The sequence below is a fragment of the Pseudomonas sp. HMSC057H01 genome, from assembly GCF_001836405.1.
GTDB lineage: Bacteria > Pseudomonadota > Gammaproteobacteria > Pseudomonadales > Pseudomonadaceae > Pseudomonas > Pseudomonas aeruginosa.
Window position 1 is genome coordinate 1 of record NZ_KV828449.1, and the last position, 270, is coordinate 270.

1 protein-coding gene is annotated in these 270 nt (G+C 56.3%); it reads left to right on the plus strand.

Annotation, left to right across the window (positions count from 1 at the left end; all coding sequences use genetic code 11):
* Positions 1-185: 185 nt before the first annotated feature.
* The coding region (locus HMPREF2581_RS33825) for a hypothetical protein (RefSeq protein ID WP_371914910.1) at positions 186-270 on the plus strand (85 nt) is incomplete at its 3' end.

Sequence of the window (270 nt, forward strand, 5' to 3'; positions counted from 1 at the left end):
GGTGAGTTGACAGGCACACCGGTCGTACACCTGTGCGGCCGGTTCTCCGTCGAGCCGAAAATGTCCGCGACTTCGCGAAATCGACACAGAGCCAAAGACTTTCGGCGCCGGCTGAGCAAGAGTAACGTGGCTTGCTCCTCCAATGGATTGGAAAGGAACTGCCCACCCGGAACAGGGAACGATCCATGCGTCAAAGAGACCTGAAATTCACCTTCGTCGTTGGCGAAGGGAACCTTGCGTTCGATGTCGTCGAGTTCGAACTGGAAGAAG